At 69.6% G+C, this 15,973-nt stretch carries 11 protein-coding genes; 7 read left to right on the forward strand and 4 right to left on the reverse strand.

All coding sequences use genetic code 11. The annotated features are described in order from the left end of the window. Nucleotides 1-65 precede the first annotated feature (65 nt). The 3 genes from OHT52_RS29915 (at nucleotide 66) to OHT52_RS29925 (ending at nucleotide 2,829) form a co-directional block, all read left to right on the forward strand. Entirely contained in the window at nucleotides 66-320 is a 255-nt protein-coding gene (locus OHT52_RS29915) for a WhiB family transcriptional regulator (RefSeq protein WP_328723298.1), read from the forward strand. Nucleotides 321-422: 102 nt separating this feature from the next. Then, entirely contained in the window at nucleotides 423-764 is a 342-nt protein-coding gene (locus OHT52_RS29920; protein WP_328723299.1) for a YkvA family protein, read from the forward strand. 157 nt (nucleotides 765-921) lie between these two features. Continuing rightward, nucleotides 922-2,829, forward strand: coding sequence for a rhamnogalacturonan lyase (locus tag OHT52_RS29925; protein ID WP_443046718.1), 1,908 nt, complete (start codon nucleotides 922-924; stop codon nucleotides 2,827-2,829). A 314-nt stretch (nucleotides 2,830-3,143) separates the two neighbouring features. Here OHT52_RS29925 and OHT52_RS29930 read toward each other — a convergent pair whose 3' ends face one another. Continuing rightward, nucleotides 3,144-3,575, reverse strand: a complete 432-nt coding sequence (locus OHT52_RS29930) for a DUF6221 family protein (protein WP_328723300.1) — start codon at nucleotides 3,573-3,575, stop codon at nucleotides 3,144-3,146. Nucleotides 3,576-3,926: 351 nt separating this feature from the next. Next, complete coding sequence (locus tag OHT52_RS29935) at nucleotides 3,927-4,352, reverse strand: ATP-binding protein (RefSeq protein ID WP_328723301.1); 426 nt, start codon at nucleotides 4,350-4,352, stop codon at nucleotides 3,927-3,929. 281 nt (nucleotides 4,353-4,633) lie between these two features. Here OHT52_RS29935 and OHT52_RS29940 point away from each other — a divergent pair, with 281 nt between their 5' ends. Further along, on the forward strand, nucleotides 4,634-4,801 hold the full coding sequence (locus OHT52_RS29940) for a DUF5670 family protein (RefSeq protein WP_328723302.1): 168 nt from the start codon (nucleotides 4,634-4,636) through the stop codon (nucleotides 4,799-4,801). 134 nt (nucleotides 4,802-4,935) lie between these two features. Here the strand turns inward: OHT52_RS29940 and OHT52_RS29945 are convergent, their stop codons facing one another. Further along, on the reverse strand, nucleotides 4,936-5,868 hold the full coding sequence (locus OHT52_RS29945; RefSeq protein ID WP_328723303.1) for an aminoglycoside phosphotransferase family protein: 933 nt from the start codon (nucleotides 5,866-5,868) through the stop codon (nucleotides 4,936-4,938). A 478-nt stretch (nucleotides 5,869-6,346) separates the two neighbouring features. Between OHT52_RS29945 and OHT52_RS29950 the strand changes: the two genes are divergently transcribed. Next, nucleotides 6,347-8,917, forward strand: a complete 2,571-nt coding sequence (locus OHT52_RS29950) for a discoidin domain-containing protein (RefSeq protein WP_328723304.1) — start codon at nucleotides 6,347-6,349, stop codon at nucleotides 8,915-8,917. A gap of 131 nt (nucleotides 8,918-9,048) precedes the next feature. Here OHT52_RS29950 and OHT52_RS29955 read toward each other — a convergent pair whose 3' ends face one another. Continuing rightward, a complete protein-coding gene (locus OHT52_RS29955; RefSeq protein ID WP_328723305.1) occupies nucleotides 9,049-10,041 on the reverse strand; it encodes a polysaccharide deacetylase family protein in 993 nt (330 codons plus the stop codon). 908 nt (nucleotides 10,042-10,949) lie between these two features. Here OHT52_RS29955 and OHT52_RS29960 point away from each other — a divergent pair. Further along, nucleotides 10,950-14,246: a LamG-like jellyroll fold domain-containing protein gene (locus OHT52_RS29960; RefSeq protein WP_328723306.1), complete on the forward strand. Its 3,297-nt coding sequence runs from the start codon at nucleotides 10,950-10,952 to the stop codon at nucleotides 14,244-14,246. Between the two features lie 478 nt (nucleotides 14,247-14,724). Next, nucleotides 14,725-15,816 carry an ABC transporter substrate-binding protein gene (locus OHT52_RS29965; RefSeq protein ID WP_328723307.1) on the forward strand — a complete coding sequence of 364 codons (1,092 nt, stop codon included), beginning with the start codon at nucleotides 14,725-14,727 and terminating at the stop codon, nucleotides 15,814-15,816. The last annotated feature ends 157 nt before the right edge of the window (nucleotides 15,817-15,973 follow it).

Here is a 15,973-nt window from a genome sequence, read left to right on the forward strand (position 1 = left end):
CCCCGGCTGTCGGTCACCCGACACCAGAGACGAAAACACCCGACCGGCCACCGGAAGTGGGAACCATGGAGAACTGGCGCACACGAGCGGCCTGCCGCGAGGAGGACCCGGACCTCTTCTTCCCGATCGGGAGCACCGGGCCCGCGCTCGTCCAGGCCGAGGAAGCCAAAGCCGTCTGCCACACCTGCCCCGTACGGGAGCAGTGCCTGCGATGGGCCCTCGACAACAACCAGGACGCGGGGGTGTGGGGCGGACTGGCGGAGGACGAACGCCGCGCGCTCAAGCGCCGCGACCGCCGCAGGGTGGGTCAGCGCGGCTGAGGAGCGGGGCCGTCCCGTGCGGGCCGAGGACGCGGCGGCCCGGCCGCGGAACGTACCGACGGGAGTGCTCTGCGCGGCCCGGGAGCGGGTACACGATGAGCCATGGACCTCACCGCTTGGCTCGTCATCGGCGCTGTCGCCGCGCTGCTCACCATGGGTGTCGCCGCCGTCCTGCTCGTACGCGTGGTGCGTGCGCGCAAACTCCTCACCCAGGCCGGGATCCCGCTCCGCTCCAAGGCCCTGTTCTGGGCAGCGGTGATCTACACGATCTCGCCCGTCGACCTCATCCCCGATCCCGTCTACCTCGACGACATCGGCTTCCTCCTCGTCGCCCTCCGCTCCCTGCACTCGGCCGCGAGCGCGGCCGGCATCGGGACGCGGGCGGGCGCGGGCCGGCGGAGCCGCGAGAAGACGCTGCCCAGGGTCACGCCCGACGGCGGCTGAGCGGATACGGCGGCGGCGCCGCCGGGGCGTGCCGTGCCGGCGTGGAAAGCGTGCGGCCTTGGCCCGGCCGGGGGACGGCCGGGGCGGCAACCTTTGTCCGGCCGGGGGCGACTGACGTACGCAACCCGTCACCCGCCCCCGGCCGAAAGTGCGTACCGTGAACCCCACATCCGCTTTTGCCCGTTCCCCCCACCCTCGTGGCAGGCGCCGCCGGACCGCCCGGACCCGCACGCTGGTCAGCTCGCTGACCGCCGCTCTCCTCGCCGCCGCCGGCCTCGTCGCCGCGGGACAGACCTCGCACGCCGCCACTTTGCGGCAGGCCGAGGCGCTGGACCGGGGCGTCGTCAGCGTGCACACCGACACCGGCAACCTCATCAGCTGGCGCTGGCTCGGCACGGACCCCGACGCCGTCGCGTTCAACGTCTACCGGGCCGGTACCAAGGTCAACGCCTCACCCATCACGGGCTCGACCAACTACTTCCACGCCGACGCCCCCGCCACGGCCGACTACACCGTCCGCGCCGTGGTCGGCGGCGTCGAACAGGCCGACTCCGTCCACGCCGTCCAGTTCCGCTCCGGATACAAGGACGTGCCGATCAGCCCGCCCGCCGGCGGCACCACCCCGGACGGCGTCGCCTATACCTACGAGGCCAACGACGTCTCCGTGGGCGACCTGGACGGCGACGGAGCCCTCGACTTCGTCCTCAAGTGGCAGCCCACCAACGCCAAGGACAACTCTCAGTCCGGCTACACCGGCAACACCGTCGTCGACGGAATCAAACTCGACGGCACCCGGCTGTGGCGCGTCGACCTGGGCCGCAACATCCGCTCGGGCGCGCACTACACGCAGTTCCAGGTGTACGACTACGACGGCGACGGCGAGGCCGAAGTCGCGATGAAGACCTCGGACGGCACGGTCGACGGCAAGGGAACCACCATCGGCAGCGCCTCCGCCGACCACCGCAACTCCTCGGGCTACGTCCTCACCGGCCCCGAGTACCTGACCATGTTCAACGGCCGTACCGGCGCGGCCATGGGATCCGTCGACTACGTCCCCGCCCGCGGCACCGTCTCCTCGTGGGGCGACTCCTACGGCAACCGGGTCGACCGCTTCCTCGCCGGGACGGCCTACCTCGACGGCTCCCGGCCCTCCCTCATCATGGCGCGCGGCTACTACACACGTACCGTCATCGCCGCCTGGGACTGGCGGGGCGGCGCGTTCACCCGGCGGTGGACCTTCGACACCAGCAGCTCCACCAACACCGGCCGGGGATACGACGGCCAGGGCAACCACCAGCTGTCCGTCGCCGACGTCGACGCCGACGGCAAGGACGAGATCGTGTACGGTGCCATGGCGGTGGACGACAACGGCGCCTCTCTGTGGACCACCAAGAACGGCCACGGCGACGCCCAGCACGTCGGCGACCTCGACCCCTCCCGGGCAGGCCTGGAGGAGTTCAAAGTGGACGAGGACAGCTCCAAGCCCTCGTCCTGGATGGCCGACGCGCGCACCGGACAGATCCTCTGGTCGACCCCCGCCAGCGGTGACAACGGCCGCGGCGTCTCCGGCGACATCTGGTCCGGCAGCCCCGGCGCCGAGTCCTGGTCCTCGGCCGCGGACGGCGTGCGCAGCCCCTCCGGCGCCGTCGTCGCCTCCCGCAAGCCGTCCAGCACCAACTTCCTGACCTGGTGGGACGGCGACACCACACGCGAACTGCTCGACTCCACCCACATCGACAAGTACGGCACCTCGTCCGACACCCGGCTGCTCACCGGTGCCTCCGTGCACGCCAACAACGGCACGAAGGCCACCCCCGCGATCTCCGGGGACCTCTTCGGCGACTGGCGCGAAGAAGTCGTCTGGCCGACGACCAACAACACCGCCCTGCGGATCTACTCCACGCCGTACGAGACCACGACCCGCATCACCACGCTGCTCCACGACACCCAGTACCGCACCGCTCTGGCCTGGCAGAACACGGCCTACAACCAGCCCCCGCACCCGAGCTTCGCCATCGGCAGCGGGATGCCGACAGCCCCGCGGCCGGCGATCACGACGCCGTAGCGTTCCGGTGCGTCACCCGGGGCGCAGTGGCCGTCCCGGGTGACGCACCGGTACAGCCCGTCCCGGTACAGCCCGTCCCGGTGCGGCTCGGGGAAGGCGACCCAGCCCCGACGGACCGTGGGGGAGGCGACCGCGGGTGGAAGCCACCCGCGGCCGCCTCCCCCCCCCCGTTCGTGGGTGACTTGCCGCTCAGCCGCCGCCGCTGACGACGATTCCGACTCTCGTTCGCGGGTGCGTGGCCTCGACGTAGAAATCCGCGGCGGCCCGCCAACGTTCGATCCACTCCTCCGGGCCCTGCTCGCGTCCCCCGTGCTCTACGGACGCCACTCGACGAGGTAGTCCGGGTGATCGGAGTACGACAGCGCGAGGTGACGCGCGGCGATGTCGACGTCCGCGCGTTCCCCACCGGTCGAGGAGCGGCTCACCGGGTCCGAGGAAGTCTCGCCCGGACCGGGCCTCCCGCACCGGTCCAGCAGCCCCCGCACCGCTTCGACCTCCCGCAGGGTGCGCGCCGGATCGTGCAGCGCGATGTGCTCGGCACGTGCGGCGTCCTCGTCGGAACCGCCGATTTCGGGGCCGGTCGTGGCGAGCGGCGGGGCATCGTCCGCGAGGGAGTCCGTCAGGGAGTACACGCCTGTGCCCAGAGCCTGCCATGACGGGGCCGGGCCCGCGCCGCTCGCCGCGAGCGCCGCCGCCTCGCGCTCGGCGAGACGGGCGCGGAGGAAGGTCACGAGGTCGTCAGGCACGGCTCGGCTCCCCGGTGCCCCGGAGGTGGGCGACGTACGGGCGGGCGGTCTTCCCGTCGTCGCTCGGCGGATGCTTCATGGTCGCAGTATGACCTCGGGCGGGAACGGTGGAGAAACGCCACCCGGTCACAGGTGCTTCGACCGGTACCGGTCCCGGCGGTGCACGACCGGCCACCCGCGCGTAGCGCGCGACCGGCTTCGGGGTGCGCGCACCCGCCCGCCAGGCGGGTGCGCGGTGCGGTCGGGCACGGGGCGAGGGCGCCCATGTGCCTCAGGGCCCGTGCGTCCGGTGGCTGCGAGGCGTGATTTCCCCGGGGGGCCTTCCGGGCCCGGGCCGGGCGCGCGTCCCTCTCAGCGGCCGATCGTGGCCACGACGACCTTCCCGCCACCCTCCCGGCTCCGCACCTGCACGTCGTGCGCGAGCCGCCGGATCATGGGCCAGCCGAAGCCGCCGGTCCGGCCCGTGAGGTCGGGGGTGCGGTCCTGGGGGTGGGCGGAACTGCGGTCGGAGACCCGGATCTGCAGGGCCCGGCGATCCGCTGCGAACCGGAGCGAGGACACACCCCCGGCATGGCGGATCGCGTTGGTCACCAGTTCCGACACGAGCAGGAGCAGGTTCTGGACCGTGTCGGAACGGGGCGGTGGATCGAGCCGTTCGAGAAAGGCGGCGATCGCGTCCCGGGCTTCGGCGGCACGCTGCGGACGGCAGACGAATTCGACCCGTGAGTCAGTCGGCCCGTGGGAAGAGGAATCGTTGGTCAGAACCTGATGGTGCATGTGAATTACCCCGTCAAGAGAATTCCGTGGTCCCTCTTCATGTACCCAGACGAAAAGGGTTCAAGGATCGCTCCCATTGATCGATTGCGGAGAGTGCGCGGAATTGTGCGGGGCGCGTGAAGTCTCTCGGGGTGCGCGGTGTACTCGATCACCGCGGAGAGAGTCGCACCTGGTCACAGCAGTACTGGCAGGGTGGGGCGGTGAGCCGGGAAGAGCTCGTCGAACCCAGGAGGTGTGTCGTCCGCGCGTGCGGGCACATGAGTGGTCGGAGGTTGATAATCATGGTCCCGCTTCTTCTTGTGCTGCTTCTCGCTCTTGTTCTCTTCGGTGCCGGATTCGCTCTTAACATACTGTGGTGGATCGCCGTGATCGTACTGGTGGTGTGGCTGCTGGGCTTCTTCGTGCGCCCGGCCTCCAGTGGCCGGAAGGGACGCTGGTACCGCTGGTGACGAATCCGGTCCGACATGTGTGACGGGACGGATTCCTGACCCACTGCCGGTCCGCGGGCGGCCCCGGTGACGTGATGTCACCGGGGCCGCCCGCGTCGTGCACCCGCGACCGCCGACGGGCGGAACGCGGACGCTCACGAGTCAGGGGTGAGCAGTTCCGAGAGGTGCGCGGTGAAGCCGGTGAGGCGATCGCGCTCCGGTCCGGTCCGGGCGACGCGGAAGCCGTGACGGAATCCGTGGAAGGTGGCGGTGACGGCATGCCACTGGGCCCAGCGCCGGACGCGTTCACGGTCGAGCTCCGCCGCCTCGGCGTAGATGTCCAGCGTGCGGTTCACCGCACGGCGCAGGTCGTCCGACTCGATGAGGGAGAAGGCCCGCGACTTGAGTAAGGTCCCCGCGTCGTAGGCGGGTTCACCGGCGTATCCCTTCGGGTCGACCGCCAGCCACGGTTCGCGGTCGGCGCGCAGGATGTTCCTGCCGTGCAGATCGCCGTGGACGACCGTGTCCGGCTGGCACCGGCCGAGCTCCCGGACGGTCGCCCGTGCGTGATCGAGTGCCCGGACCGGTATCGCGTCCGGCATCAGCTCGGCGTCGGAACGCAGCTCCTCCTCCCAGGCGTCCGCTCGCTCCCGCAGTCGGGGGAGGCCGGCCGGAGCGGGGACGGCGAGCCTGCGGCTGAGGGCCCCGGCGACCGCCGCGACCGTGTCGGGATCCGCCGACTCCGCCAGGGTGGACGTCCCCGCCCGTTCGAGGAGCATGGCGAACCGTTCGTCGTCCCGTTGGTGCAACAGCACGGCGCCGCGACCGCGCCACGCCGCGAGACCGTCGGGCTCGTGGACGTTGCCCGGGTGCGGGAAGGACACCTTGATCACGGCCGCGCCCCCGGACCGCCGCCGGACCGGGACGACGACTCCGATGCCACCGTGCGCGATCCGCCCGTCCTGGACGCAGTTCCACCGGTCGAGGAGGTTTTCGACGAGCAGCGGGAGTCCGTCGAGCCACGCTCTCCCGTGTGCGCCTTCGCGCCCGAGGGTGACACGGGCGAAGGTGTCCGGAATCTCGATCATTCTCCGAGGGTAGGTGGGTCTCACGGGCTGCGGTGGTCCTTGTGGCGACCCCTGTCGTCGGGCCGCCCGCGGTGGGCTGCCGCCGGTTCCGCCGACGGCTTCGGAACTTGCGAGGATGAACGCAAAGGCCCCGCCCGGCGCGCGGACGCGTCCAATTCCCGCACGCCGTCACGCCGTCAACTCCTTTGCACGAAAAGACATGTGAGCAGGTGGGATGCGGTTCGCGGACAGCCGCTCAGCCGCGTTCGCGGAAACCGCCGACCGATCTCTGCTGCATCTATTGACGGCCCTGTGGGCTACTCCTACGGTATGCGCCGGGAGAGCGCTCTCTCCGAGTTCTTCCTCTCGCATCGGTTCCGGTGAACCCTCACGCACTCTGACGGGCGGGGTGTGCGGCTGGGCGAGAGAGCGCTCTCCCGTAGGGGTGGTCCGCCGGTCGGCGGACCGCGGTGTGCGTTCCGAGAAGGAGCAGCGACGTATGAGATTCAGACCCGGCCGAGCCGCGGCGGCAGTGGTGGCAGGCATCCTCGCCATCCCCGTCCTGGGAGCTCCGGCGTTCGGCGCCGACGCACCGGTCCTGCTGTCGCAGGGCCGAACCGTGACGGCGTCCTCGGAAGAGAACGGCGGCACCACGGCCGCGAAAGCGGTCGACGGCGACACCGGCACCCGCTGGGCCAGCGCCGCGTCGGACAACCAGTGGCTGCAGGTGGACCTCGGCACGTCCTCCACCATCAGCAAAGTGGTGCTGAACTGGGAGGCCGCGTACGCCAAGGGGTACCGCATCCAGGTCTCCGGGGACGGCTCCAACTGGACCGACCTGCGCACGGTGACGGACGGGGACGGCGGCGTCGACACCCTCGACGTCAGCGGAGCCGGCCGTTACGTGCGGGTGCAGGGCACCGTGCGGGCGACGCAGTACGGCTACTCCCTCTGGGAGTTCCAGGTCTTCGGCTCCGCCTCGGGGACCACGGACCCGGGTACGGGCTCGGGCCAGTGCGGTACGGCCAACGCGGCGCTGAACCGCACGGCGACGGCGTCCTCCGTGGAGGGCGCCGGCACCCCGGCCTCCTCCGCCTTCGACGGCAACGGTGCCACCCGCTGGTCCAGCCAGGCGACCGACACCCAGTGGATCCAGGTCGACCTGGGCGCGGTCAAGAACATCTGCCAGGTGGACCTTTCCTGGGAGGCGGCCTACGGCAAGGACTTCGCCATCCAGGCGTCCACCGACGGCACCACCTTCACCGACCTGAAGAAGGTCACCGGCGCCACCGGCGGCAACTCGTCCTACCAGGTGCAGGGTTCGGGCCGTTACCTCCGCATCGCGGGCACGGCCCGGGGTACCGCGTACGGCTACTCCCTCTGGGAGGCGGCCGTCCACGTGCAGGACGGTTCCACGACGCCGATCCAGGGCGGCGGTGACCTCGGCCCCAACGTCAAGGTCTTCGACCCCTCCATGTCGTCCGCGGCCATCCAGCAGCAGATCGACGCGATCTACGCGCAGCAGGAGTCGGCGCAGTTCGGCGAGGGCCGCTACGCGCTGGCCTTCAAGCCCGGCAGTTACGACGTCAACGTCAACACCGGCTTCTACACCTCGGTCCTCGGCCTCGGGAAGAACCCCGACGACGTGACCGTCAAGGGAGTCAGTGTCGACGCCGGCTGGTTCAACGGCAACGCGACGCAGAACTTCTGGCGTTCCACGGAGAACCTCTCCATCGCCCCGTACGACGGCACCAACCGCTGGGCGGTCGCGCAGGCGGCTCCGTTCCGCCGGATGCACGTCAAGGGCGGCCTCAACCTCGCTCCCTCCGGCTACGGCTGGGCGAGCGGCGGGTACATCGCCGACTCCAAGATCGACGGTACCGTCGGCCCGTACTCGCAGCAGCAGTGGTACACCCGCGACAGCTCCATCGGCGGCTGGACCAACTCCGTGTGGAACATGGTCTTCTCGGGCACCGAGGGCGCCCCGGCGACCTCCTTCCCCGAGCCCCGGTACACCACCCTGGACACCACCCCGGTCAGCCGTGAGAAGCCCTACCTCTACCTGGACGGCTCCACCTACAAGGTGTTCGTGCCCTCCAAGCGGGTCAACGCCCGTGGGGTGAGCTGGGCCAACGGCTCGACCCCCGGCACCGCCATCGGACTCGACCAGTTCTACGTGGCCAAGCCGGGCGTCTCCGCCGCCACCATCAACCAGGCGCTCGCACAGGGTCTGAACCTGCTGTTCACCCCGGGCGTCTACCACCTCGACAGCACCATCTCGGTCAACCGCGCCGACACGGTCGTCCTGGGCCTCGGTCTCGCCACCCTCGTCCCGGACAACGGCGTCACCGCGATGAAGGTCGCCGACGTCGACGGCGTCAAGCTCGCCGGCTTCCTGATCGACGCGGGCACCACCAACTCGCCCACGCTGCTGGAGATCGGCAAGCAGGGCGTGCACACCGACCACGCGAACAACCCGACCTCGATGCAGGACGTGTTCGTGCGGGTGGGCGGCCAGTTCGCGGGCAAGGCCACGACGGCCGTCGAGATCTACAGCGACGACACGCTCATCGACCACACCTGGATCTGGCGGGCCGACCACGGGTCCGGCGTCGGCTGGAACGTCAACGCCTCCGACAACGGGCTGCTCGTCCACGGCGACGACGTACTCGCCACCGGGCTCTTCGTCGAGCACTTCAAGAAGTACGACGTCGAGTGGTTCGGCGAGCGTGGCCGGACGATCTTCTTCCAGAACGAGAAGGCGTACGACGTGCCGAGCCAGGCCGAGTGGATGGACGGCAGCAGCAAGGGGTACGCGGCGTACAAGGTCGACCCCGCCGTCAACACCCACGAGGCCTGGGGCGTGGGAAGCTACTGCGCCTTCACCCTGACGAGCATCGAGACGGACCGGGGCTTCCAGGTCCCGGTGAAGCCCGGTGTGAAGTTCCACAGCATCCTGGCTGTCTCGCTCGGTGGGGCCGGGCGGTACAACCACGTCATCAACGACACGGGTGCCCCCGCGTTCGGGACGGACACCGTTCCGTCCATGGTGACGAACTTCTCCGGCTGATTCCGGGGTGATTGACGGGTGACACCGGCTGTCGGGCCGGTGTCACCCGGCGAGGCGGGTGCCGGACGGCGGTCCGGTACCCGCCTTCGTCGTTCCGGGACGAGGCGGCTTCTCGTCGACCTCGTCGAGGGTCAGCCCGCGCTGCAGGAGACCGTGGGCCAGGTCGTGGCGCCGTTGGTCTGGATCGTCACCCCCCAGTTGTTGCCGCTGCCGTTGGGCTTGGCGGTCAGTACCTGGGCGCTGGGATAGGACGCCGCGATGTTCCACGTCGCGATGATCTTCTCGGGGGAGGGGACGTTCATGGTGACGGTCCAGTTGGCGGAACCGGTGACGGAGACGGTGAGGTTGTAGCGGTCGCTCCACTGCTGGCCCGCGGAGAGTGTCGCGGAGCAGCCGCCGGTGCCGCCCCCGCCGCCGCTGGTGCCTCCGTCCGGTGCCACGGCGCGTCCCGTCTGCGGGGAGATCATGCCGGCGCACAGACCGCGGGCCGCCAGCCCCTGGGCGATGCGCGGGATCGCCGCGAGGGTGGCGGCGGGCCATTCGTGCATGAGGATGACCTGGCCGTTGGTGAGTCGCCCGGCGGCCTGGACGATCGCGTCGGTGCTCGCGCCGTTCCAGTCCTGCGAATCGACGTCCCAGATCACCTGCGTCAGACCGTACTTGGCCTCGACGGCCTGCAACGTCGCGTTGGTCTCACCGTACGGAGGTCGAAAAAGTTTCGGAGTCCCGCCGCCCGCCGCCGCGATGGCCTGCTGGGTCCGGGAGACCTCCGAGTCCATCTGTGCCTGGGTCTGCTGGATCAGGTGCGGGTGGGTGTAGCTGTGGTTGCCGACCCACATACCGGCGTCGACCTGCGCCTTCACCTGGGCCGGGTAGGAGGCCGCGAACTGGCCCTCGTTGAACATGGTCGCCCGCAGCCCGTTCTGCTTGAGGGCGTTGAGCACGGCGGGAGTGTGGTCGTTCGAGGGGCCGTCGTCGAAGGTGAGCCCGACGTAGCCGTTGCACGTGGCGGCGTACGACGGGGAGGCGGCTGTCGTGAGGGCGGCGACGGTGGTCACCGTCGTCATGATCGCCGCGAGGCCGGCGGCCAGGGAGCGTGGCGAGAGCACCGAGGGGGTTCGCATGTGTTCCTCCGTGGGGAAGGTGCGCCGCGGTCGGACCATGTCGGACGACGGTCTCCGCGGCGCAGTGATTCTGGTCAAGTCCGTTGCTCGTATGTGGAGTTGTGCAAAGCGTCCGGCTCGACGCGTCAGGGGTTCCGGGTCGGCGATCAGTGTTGACGTGGCTCCATGGGCTGTCAATGGTTTCGGTCGCGATGTCGAAAGCTTCGAAGTGGCTCCATCGGGCCGTATCGGGAGTACCAGCAGGTCACGGGCGTATGCCGGTCGCGCCCTTCTGGGGGACGCGGAAAGCGCAGGGGCGGGCGCGTCGGAGTGGAGCCACGACGACCGAAAGTTTCGACGCGTGTGGTGACTCCGATCAGGGCTCGGTCCGTGTGACGGCCACTCGCGCCGGACCCCGCCCGGAGCCGGGAGGTGACCGATCGGCGAGTGGGCGCGCTCCCCGGGCGGGGCTTCACGCCGGACGTCCGCGTGGCGGGTGACCCCCGCTCGGCGCCGCTGGTCCCGTGTGTCCCTGCCGTCGGCAAGCGCATCCGCCGTACGTCGCAGCGCCTTCGGGTCGCGCACGGGGACGGAGGGTGCCGACCGCTGGGCGGTCACCCCAAGCAGGGGATTGGCTCAAAAGTCACTTGCGGACCTTGTCCGCGAATGGGGAGCAAGGGCGTTCGCGTCGGCGGCGAGTCGGAGTGAAGCCCCCCTCGACTGTCCGCCCTGTGCGAAGCCCTGCGTTCCACCGGCCTGCCGGGCCCGTTTCCGTCGTGTGAACGGTACGCGCTCAGGTCACGAATTTCTATCGTTGAAAATTTTCTGTGCACGACCGTTGTGACAGGGCTTGGGCTGTGGCTCAATGATCGACCATGTGCTGTGCCTCGCTCGTCCGAGGCACTCAGCTCCTTCGTGAGGACAATGCCATGAGACGACAACTACCGCGCCGACGTGCGGCTTTGACGACGCTCGCCTGTACGGCGGCGCTGGCGATGCCCCTCGGCATCACCATGGTCCCGGCGGCCGCCGCGGCTCCCGCCGGCCACTTTGCGTCCGAGGCCACGGCGCCGACGTTCGTATCCGAGAACCCGGCCACTCTGGTCCACGGGCTCAAGGGTGAGTACTACGCGATGTCCGCCCCCGGGGCGCGGGACTTCGCCAAGCTCGGCGCCACCGCCCTGGATCCGCAGGTCAACTTCGGGGACCTCACGGGTACTTTCCAGTCGGCCACAGGTCAGACCGAGAACACCACCGCGCGCTGGACTGGCCAGATCCAGGCCCCGGCGACCGGTGACTACACCTTCGCCGCGAGCGGCGACAACGGCTTCCGGCTGCTGATCGACGGCGTTGCGGTCATCGACCACTGGGTGGGTGACTGGGACGTCGAGCAGACGAGCAAGCCGGTTCACCTGGAAGCGGGCGTGAAGCACGACTTCAAGCTGGAGATGTTCCAGGACATCGGCGGCGCCAACATGTTCCTGCGCTGGTCGAGCCCGGCGCTCGCCAAGCAGATCATCCCGGAGTCGGCGTTCACCCCGCCCGCGGACTACGAGGTCTACCCGGTCGCCCTGACCGTCGCCGAGGACGGCAAGCGCCTCCAGGCCACGTTCGACGACAAGGTCGGCAACCTCGCCGCTGTGAAGGACCACCTCGTCGTCGAGGCGGACACCACGCCGATGCCGGTCAAGTCCGTCGTCAAGGCGTCCGGCAAGGGCAACTCGCTCATCGTGACCCTGTCCGAGGCCATCCAGAAGGACCAGCAGGTCAAGGTCACGTACGGCACCGAGGGTGGCCTCACGGTGGGCGGCGAGACCGTCCCCGACATCAGCCGCAACGCCAAGAACCTGTCGACCAAGCGCCTCACCACGGTCTGGGGCGACAAGCTCGACCGCAACAACCCGCTGCCCGAGTACCCCCGGCCGCAGCAGGTCCGCTCCCAGTGGAAGAACCTCAACGGCACCTGGGAGTTCGCCGGTGCCGCCGCGGGCGAGCAGCCCGTCTTCGGCAAGAAGCTCGGCGAGAAGATCACCGTGCCGTTCGCGGTGGAGTCCCAGCTCTCCGGTCTGGAGCGCCACGAGGACCACATGTTCTACCGCAAGCTCGTGACGGTGCCCAAGAACTGGAAGGTGGGCAAGTCCGGCAAGGACAAGCGGCTGAAGCTCAACTTCGGCGCGGTCGACTACAACGCGACCGTCTTCGTGAACGGCAAGAAGGTCGCCGAGCACACCGGCGGCTACACCGCCTTCGACGCTGACATCACCGACGCCCTCAAGGGCACCGGTCAGCAGGAGATCGTGGTGGCCGTCACCGACACCACCGGGGCCAACCAGCCCAAGGGCAAGCAGTCCTCGAACCCCGGCGGCATCGAGTACACGGCCACCTCCGGTATCTGGCAGACCGTCTGGATGGAGCCGGTCTCCACCGCCTCCATCGACTCGCTGACCACCACCCCGGACATCGACAAGGGCCGGCTCGCCGTCACCGTCAACTCCGACGACGCCTCGGCCGGCGCCCGGATCACGGCCGTCGCCCGGGACAAGAAGGGCAAGGTCGTCGGTACGGTCTCCGGTCCCGCCAACCGTGAGCTCAGCCTGCCGGTGGCCAAGGAGCACCTCTGGTCGCCCGACGACCCCTACCTCTACGACCTCGACGTCACGCTGACCGACGGTCACGCCACCGACAAGGTGGGCAGCTACTTCGGTATGCGCTCGCTCAAGGTCGAGAAGGTGGGCGGCTACCAGAAGCTCACCCTCAACGGCAAGCCGTTCTTCTCGCTCGCCCAGCTGGACCAGGGCTTCTACCCCGACGGTCTCTACACCCAGCCCAGCGACGACGCCCTCGTCTTCGACCTGAAGGCGCAGAAGGACCTCGGCTTCAACGCCGTGCGCAAGCACATCAAGGTCGAGTCGCCCCGCTGGTACTACCACGCGGACCAGCTCGGGCTCCTCGTCTGGCAGGACTTCGTCTCCGCCGGCATCAACAACGAGGCCGGCCAGCAGGCCTTCGTCTCCCAGGCACAGGAGGAGATGACCCAGCTGCACAACTACCCCTCCATCGGTGGCTGGATCGTCTTCAACGAGGGCTGGGGCGAGTGGGACCGCACCGCGACCGGCAAGCTCACCGAGGCCGTCAAGGCCGCCGACCCCTCGCGCGTCGTGAACGCCCACAGTGGCGTGAACTGCTGCAACTCGAAGGGTGACTCGGGCGCCGGCGACATCATCGACCACCACGACTACGGCAACACCGACCCCGCCTTCCCGGACGCCACCCGGGCGGCGATGGACGGCGAGCACGGCGGCTTCACCCTGCGCACTCCCGGGCACATGTGGCCGGGCGCACCGACGGTGATCTACAGCGGGGTCAACGACAAGGCCGCACTCACCGCCAAGTACGTCGAGAACACCGAGAAGTACTACCTCGAAGCGGCCGGAGCCGAGCTCTCCGGCTCCGTCTACACCCAGGTCACCGACCTGGAGCACGAGCTGAACGGCCTGTGGACGTACGACCGTCGTGAGGCCAAGGTCGACGTCGCCGCGGTGCGCGCGATCAACGAGAAGGTCATCGCGGCCGGTGCCGCGGCCGGTCAGCGCGACGAGGTCAAGGGCGGAGCCGCCTGGAACCTCGACGAGAACAAGGGCACCAAGGCCGCCGACAGCGGTCCGAACCACGCGCCGCTCACCCTGACCGGTGGCGCCTCGTGGACGCAGGGTGTCTCGGGTTCCGCGCTGAAGTTCTCGGGTGACGCCCAGTACGCGCAGACCGCCGGTCCGGTCGTGGACACCACGAAGGACTACTCGGTCTCCGCGTGGGTCACCCTGGACCAGCTGCCCAGCAACTACGCCTCTGCCGTCAGCCAGGACGGCCGGCGCACCGAGAGCCCGTTCTACCTCCAGTACGGACAGGGCGCGTTCGCCTTCTCCCTGCCGGGCGGCAACCGTGCCCGTGCGGTCACCACCCCCGAACTGGGCAAGTGGTACCACCTGGTGGGTGTGCGCCAGGGCGACACCATCTCGATCTACCTCGACGGCAAGCTCGCCGCTTCCGCCCCGGCCGGCGGCGCGGGTGACGTGAGCACCGGTCCGCTCTCCGTGGGCCGCGCCAAGTGGAACGGCAACCCGACCGACTTCTGGAACGGTTCGGTCGACCAGGTACAGGTCTTCGACAAGGCGCTCGGCGCCGCCGACGTGAGCGCGCTGTACGCCGCTCACGCTCCGAAGGCCTGATCCGACGGTGGCCCGCCGGCGCGTCCATGGCGTCGGCGGGCCACCCTCCCGGTGGGGCGGGCCGCTTCCGTGCGGGCCGCCCCCGCCGGTCATGAACCTAACGCCACAACACCGGTGTTGACCCCTCTCGGGCGGCAGCGGTGCTGTCGCGCGCCCGTACGCGGCGTGGGAGCGCGCCCTTGAGCGGCGCGGGCGTGTGGGCGGGTGCGAGCCGGGCAAAGGCCCCGTCCCCCGCCCCACGACACATTTTGGAAACGCATCCGTCGTGCTCTTGCCGTCGCGTCGAAGCCGCATATATAACGTTGTAAACCGAGCCGCCGACAGGCCGCGCCGCCCCTCCCGACCCCCTTCCGTACCCACGGACGAAGTCGAGGACAGGCACCCGGCATCAGCCGCAGATGAGCTGATGCCTCATCAGAAACAGCCCGACCGCACGTGGTTCCGCGTGCCGTCATCCCGCCCAAGGAGCGTCCCGCGCATGATGATCCAGCGCCGATCCCGTACCATCGCCGCGGCCTGCGTGCTCGCCGCCACCGCAATGCTCACCGCGGCCGGCTGCTCGAAGTCGGAGACCAACGACACCTCCGCCTCCTCCGACACGGGGCAGGCCGCCCAGGCAGCCACCACGGCCCCCGACAGCACCTCCGGCTCCGGCTGCTCCCTCCAGACCTACGGGGCGCCCAAGCTCGACCTCAAGAACGCGATCGTCGGCTTCTCCCAGTCGGAGAAGGAGGCCAACCCGTTCCGTATCGCCGAGACCCAGTCCATCAAGGACGAGGCGGCCAAGGTCGGTGTGAAGAAGCTGCTCACCACCAACGCCCAGTCGCAGCTGTCGAAGCAGATCAGCGACATCCAGGACATGTTGTCCCAGGGTGCGCAGTTCCTCATCGTCGCCCCGCTCAACTCGGACGGCCTGGAGCCCGCGCTGAAGGCCGCCGCGGCGAAGAAGGTCCCGGTCCTCACCATCGACCGCAAGCTCAACGCCGGCGCCTGCAAGGACTACGTGGCCTTCCTCGGCTCGGACTTCGTGGAGCAGGGCAAGCGCGCCGCCGACGCGATGATCAAGACGACCGGCGGCAAGGGCAAGGTCGCCATCCTCCTCGGCACCTCCGGCAACGGCGTCACCACCGACCGTACGAAGGGCTTCGTGGACCAGCTCGCGGCGAAGGCTCCGGGACTGGAGATCGTGGCCCAGCAGACCGGCGAGTTCGCCCGTGACAAGGGCCAGCAGGTCATGGAGCAGCTGATCCAGTCGAAGCCCGAGATCACCGCCGTCTACGCCGAGAACGACGAGATGGGCCTCGGCGCCGTCACCGCGCTCAAGGCCGCCGGCAAGAAGCCGGGCAAGGACGTCAAGATCGTGTCGGTCGACGGCACCCGCAACGCCGTCCAGGCCGTCGTCAACGGTGAGTACAACGCCGTGATCGAGTCCAACCCGCGCTTCGGCCCGCTGGCGTTCCAGACCGCCCAGAAGTTCTACGGCGGCGAGGAGATCCCCGAGAACGTCATCATCTCGGACCGCGCCTACGACGAGACCAACGCCAAGGCGTCGGTCGGCGGCGCGTACTGATCCGTCGTCCCGCCGGACACCACCTGAGGCTCTCCCGCGACCGCCGTGGCGCGAACCGTGCCACGGCGGCCGGGAGTTCCCTCCGTCGCCAACCGGTACGGGGGACCCTCCACCCCCGTGCCCGCCCTTTCGGCACCTTGGAACTTGGAAGGCCAGG

The organism is Streptomyces sp. NBC_00247 (assembly GCF_036188265.1).
GTDB lineage: Bacteria > Actinomycetota > Actinomycetes > Streptomycetales > Streptomycetaceae > Streptomyces.